The following is a 4,590-nucleotide window of genomic DNA, read 5'->3' as shown; positions in this document are numbered from 1 at the left end:
GGTCGCGGCCCGCTGACCCGCGGAGGTCGCACGGGCGCGGTCCCGGGAGGAACGGAGCAGCTGCTCGAGTTCGCGGACGGTCGTGGGCGAGACGCGGCAGCCGTGCAGGTGCCCGATGCCGGCCGTCTGGCTGACGTATCGGTCGGACTCGGCCGGGGTGAGCGGCCGCGCCGCGAAGCGCTGGTACGCGGCGAGGAGTGCCCACGTGATGGCGGCGTGCGCCCACTCCATGAGCTCCGGATCCGAACCGTAGTAGTACCGGCCGTGCTCGGTGGTGCCGGAGAAGGTGGAGCGGTCGCGGTGTGAGTTCTCGATCGTCACCATGGCGTCGTCGACCGTGCCGAACGTGGTGATCTCGATGAGGTCGTGCAGGTAGCCGTCCGCGGACCAGGGGTTCTCGACCGCGTCAGCGGCGGTGAGCGCGGCCGCGAAGGCGGGGTTGGCGGCCAGCATGAGCAGTCCGGTGGTCACGCCGATCGGGGTGGCCGCGTCGCCGTGGACACGCCAGATCGGGTCGCCCGGGTGGAACCAGCGGGGCCCCGGGATGTCGAGGATCGAGCACACGGGGGTGTCCGCCGCACCGCGTGGATCAAGTGGTGACATGGGCACGCCCTGGGGTAGTTGCGCCGTGCGTGACGGCCGGTTGAGTCCTGACGACGACTGTAACTCCCGTCCCGCCCGTCGGCCGGTATTCCCTGGGGGCGGGCTGAGAAAATCCCGTGAACGTATGACGGGGACACGGCCTCTAGGCTGGCAGTGCACACCCGAGAGCCCCGAACCGCACCAGGAGACGACACGTGAGCCCTTCCCCCCTTCCCGCCCCCCGCACCGGCCCCGTCGTCCCCGACCGCTTCGCGGGCAGGACCGCTCTCGTCACCGGCGCCAGCCGTGGGATCGGTCTGGGGATCGCGCGGCGACTGCTGTCCGAGGGTGCGTCCGTGGTGATCACCGCCCGCGGGCAGGAGGGCCTCGACGAGGCGGTCGCCGAACTGGGTGCGCCGGACCGGGTGCTCGCGGTGGCGGGGAAGTCCGACGACGAGGATCACCAGCGCGAGGTGGTGGCCCGGGCCGAGGAGGCGTTCGGGCCGGTGGACCTGCTGGTCAACAACACCGGCATCAATCCCGTCTTCGGTCGGACGGTCGACGTGGACCTGGCGGCCGCCCGCAAGATCACCGAGGTCAACGCACTGGGCACCCTGGCGTGGACGCAGAAGGTCTATCACTCGGGTCTCGGTGAGCGCGGCGGGGCGGTGGTCAACGTGGCCTCGATCGCGGGACTGGCACCCTCGCCGGGCATCGGGTGGTACGGCGCCACCAAGGCACTGGTCATGCGCCTGACGCAGGAACTCGCGGTGGAGGTCGGCCCCGCCGTCCGCGTCAACGCGGTGGCGCCGGGGGTGGTCAAGACACGATTCGCCGAGGCCCTCTACTCCGGCCGCGAGGAGCAGATGTCCGCGGCACTGCCGGCGGGCCGGTTGGGGGTGCCGGACGACATCGCCGGCCCGGTGTCGTTCCTGCTCTCCGACGACGCCCACTGGATCACCGGGCAGACGCTCGTCGTGGACGGCGGGGCGCACATCGTCGGCGCGGGACTGCAGGGCTGACATGGCCTCCATCCAGGAGTTCTGCGCCTCGACCGGCCGCTCGCTCGAGGCGAGCCCCCCGATGGCGGTGGCCGCGCAACCGCTGACGTGGGTGGACAACCCGCCGTGGCAGCGGATCGAGTCGCCGGAGCCGTCGGCGGTGATCTACGTGGACCCGGGGGCCCACCGCGACGGCTTCTCGCCCAACGCCGTGGCCACCTGCGCCCGCGTGGCGCCCGCGATGTCCACCGACGACGCGGTGACCATGATCGTCGCCACCGCGGAGGTCCTGTCCGACTGGACGGTGCTGGAGGAGGTCGCGGGCGAGGGGGACGAGGACGCCGGCGCCGTACGCAGCATCTACCGCTACCTCCGCGGCACCTACACGGCCGAGCCCGGCGAGATGGCCACCTCGAGCCTGATCGTGGGATGGAGCGACGACGAGGCGACCTATGTCTTCCAGTTCGTCGTGACCGGGTGGCGCGAGGACGCGGCCCTGCACGACTCGGCGATGGACTGCCTGCTGATCGGGGAGTGGACGGCAGGCCAGATCGTCGGCGCCATGAGGGGTTGACGCACTCGGGCGGCCGCGGCGTGTCCCGCTAGGGTGGGCGGGATCGAAGTCAGTTGACCAGGAAGGCGGGACCGCCGGTGCAGCTACGCGAGCTGAGTGTGACGGGGGCGTGGGAGATCACCCCCCGCCGGATCTCGGACGACCGCGGGGTCTTCCACGAGGCGTTCACCGACCCGACCTTCCGCCGCCTGACCGGGCACCGTTTCGACCTCGCACAGGTCAACGTGTCGGTCTCGGGGGAGGGGGTCCTGCGCGGCCTGCACTACGCCGACGTGCCGCCCGGGCAGGCCAAGTACGTGATGTGCCCGTCCGGGACGGTGTTCGACGTCGTGGTGGACGTGCGGGTGGGGTCGCCCACGTTCGGTGAGTGGTCCGGGGTGGTCCTCGATTCGAGCGACCAGCGGGCGATCTACGTCCCCGAGGGCGTGGCGCACGGATTCCTCTCGCTGGAGCCGCAGTCCACGGTCATGTACCTGTGCTCGGAGGGGTGGCGACCGGGTGCCGAGCACGCGGTGGACGCGTTCGACTCCCACATCGCGATCGACTGGCCCTCCGTCGCGCTCGACGGCACCCCGATCACGCACGTGATGAGCCAGAAGGACCGCGACGCCCCGAGTCTGCTCGACGTCGCGGCCGCGGGGCGCCTGCCGCGATGGGAGGACTGCGAGGCTCACGTGGAGCGTCTGCGCGAGGCCACCGCGCGGGTGGACGAGGAGTGGCGCCCGAACGCGGACTGACATACCCTAGGGGGTATCGAACGACGCCCTGTCGGGTCGAGAACCCCATGAAGGAGGACGCCATGTGTTATCCCGTCGCCTGTTCCGTCTGCGGCAAGACCACCTGGGACGGCTGTGGGCAGCACGTCGACCAGGTCAAGGCGGCCGTGCCCGCCGAGAAGTGGTGTGGAGGCGAGCACCCGGTCCCGGCTCGATAACCCCCGGCCCGGTAGTCCCGGCCCGGTAGTCCCGGCGAGGTGGCCCCGGGGCGCCGCGGTCCCGACCTCCATCGGGGGCGTCGGTCCCCACTCCCGCGCCACGGACCCGTCCGGCGGGGTAGAACCGGGGGACACGCACTCCCGTCCCTCCCGGAGGCCCCAGTGAGCACCCCGTACGTCCTCGTCGAGCGCAGCGGCCCGATCGCGCGCGTGACCCTCGACCGGCCCGAGCGCCGCAACCCCCTGTCGTTGCGGATGATGCGCGAGGCCACCGCCGCCATCCGCGACCTCGGTGACGACCCGTCGTGCGGCGTGGTGGTGGTGACCGGGTCGGGCCCGGCGCTGTCCGCCGGGCACGAGATCGGCGAGATGATCGACCGCACCCTCGACGAGGAGCGTGAGGTCTTCGACACCTGCGTCGAGCTCATGGAGTCGATCCAGGCCATCCGCCAGCCCGTGATCGCGGAGGTGCAGGGCCACGCCATCGCCGCCGGGTGTCAGCTCGTGGCGACCTGCGACCTCGCCGTGGCCGTCGACACCGCGAGGTTCGGCACCCCGGGCGTGAGGATCGGCCTGTTCTGCTCGACCCCCATGGTGGCGGTCTCGCGGAACATCGGCCGCAAGCGCGCACTCCAGATGCTCCTGACCGGTGAGACGATCGACGCCGCCACCGCGGTCGAGTGGGGCCTGGTCAACGAGGCGGTCCCCGCCGACCGGCTCCGGGCCCGTGTCGACGAGCTGGCCACCCGGATCGCCGACGCCAGCCCGTTGACCCTGCAGATCGGCAAGCAGGCCTTCTACCGGCAGATCGACCTCCCGCAGGGCGAGGCGTACCGCGAGATGGCCGAGACCATGGCCACCAACGCGGTCACGTGCGACGCGCAGGAGGGCATGACCGCGTTCCTGGACAAGCGCGCCCCGCAGTGGCGCGGCGAGTGACGCCCGCCCGGGAGTTCCGGGCGGTGACCTGCCGGGCGTCGTCGTGGGGGCCTCCCACTAGGATCTGCGCCATGGCGATCTCGGTGATGACGGTCTGTACCGGCAACATGTGTCGGTCACCGCTGGCCGAGCGGCTGCTCTCCGTGCGAGCCGCGCACGCGGGTGTCGACGTGGTCGCGGATTCCGCGGGGACGAGGGCGGTCAACGGTGTGGCGATCCACCCCGAGACCCGCCGGGTACTCGGGGCCCACGGCGGCGACGCCGAGGGTTTCGCCTCCCGTCTGCTCACGCCGCGACTCCTGCAGGGTCACGATCTGGTCCTCACCGCGACACGGGCCCACCGTGACGCCGTGCAGGAGATGGCCCCGCTGCTGTGGAAGAAGACCTACACGCTGCTGGAGGCGGCCCACCTCGCCGACGCCGACCGGGCGCTGACCCTCGCGGGGCTGGCGCGGGCCCGACTCGGCGTGGACACCGACGACCCGGCGTGGGACATCGAGGACCCGATCGGCCGCGAGCCCGAGGTCTTCGACCGGACCGGGGCGCAGATCAGCCACGCG

At 71.9% G+C, this 4,590-nt stretch carries 7 protein-coding genes; 6 read left to right on the top strand and 1 reads right to left on the bottom strand.

Annotated elements, in window-relative coordinates:
* A partial coding sequence (locus G6017_RS11025) for an oxygenase MpaB family protein (protein ID WP_194307844.1) occupies positions 1 to 603 on the bottom strand: 603 nt, incomplete at its 3' end.
* A gap of 194 nt (positions 604 to 797) precedes the next feature.
* Here G6017_RS11025 and G6017_RS11020 point away from each other — a divergent pair.
* The 6 genes from G6017_RS11020 to G6017_RS11000 all read left to right on the top strand — a co-directional run.
* Complete coding sequence (locus G6017_RS11020) at positions 798 to 1,604, top strand: SDR family oxidoreductase (RefSeq protein WP_182617353.1); 807 nt, start codon at positions 798 to 800, stop codon at positions 1,602 to 1,604.
* Position 1,605: 1 nt separating this feature from the next.
* Positions 1,606 to 2,157 carry an LpqN/LpqT family lipoprotein gene (locus G6017_RS11015; RefSeq protein WP_182609381.1) on the top strand — a complete coding sequence of 184 codons (552 nt, stop codon included), beginning with the start codon at positions 1,606 to 1,608 and terminating at the stop codon, positions 2,155 to 2,157.
* A gap of 77 nt (positions 2,158 to 2,234) precedes the next feature.
* On the top strand, positions 2,235 to 2,894 hold the full coding sequence (rfbC, locus tag G6017_RS11010; RefSeq protein WP_182617351.1) for a dTDP-4-dehydrorhamnose 3,5-epimerase: 660 nt from the start codon (positions 2,235 to 2,237) through the stop codon (positions 2,892 to 2,894).
* Between the two features lie 62 nt (positions 2,895 to 2,956).
* Complete coding sequence (locus G6017_RS17230) at positions 2,957 to 3,091, top strand: DUF8730 family Cys-rich protein (protein ID WP_259845221.1); 135 nt, start codon at positions 2,957 to 2,959, stop codon at positions 3,089 to 3,091.
* Positions 3,092 to 3,253: 162 nt separating this feature from the next.
* Complete coding sequence (locus tag G6017_RS11005) at positions 3,254 to 4,030, top strand: enoyl-CoA hydratase (protein WP_179523209.1); 777 nt, start codon at positions 3,254 to 3,256, stop codon at positions 4,028 to 4,030.
* Between the two features lie 71 nt (positions 4,031 to 4,101).
* A partial coding sequence (locus tag G6017_RS11000) for an arsenate reductase/protein-tyrosine-phosphatase family protein (protein WP_182617349.1) occupies positions 4,102 to 4,590 on the top strand: 489 nt, incomplete at its 3' end.

The organism is Dietzia sp. B44, assembly GCF_014145245.1.
In the GTDB taxonomy this organism is placed as follows: domain Bacteria; phylum Actinomycetota; class Actinomycetes; order Mycobacteriales; family Mycobacteriaceae; genus Dietzia; species Dietzia natronolimnaea.
This window is presented reverse-complemented; position numbering and strand designations above follow the sequence as displayed.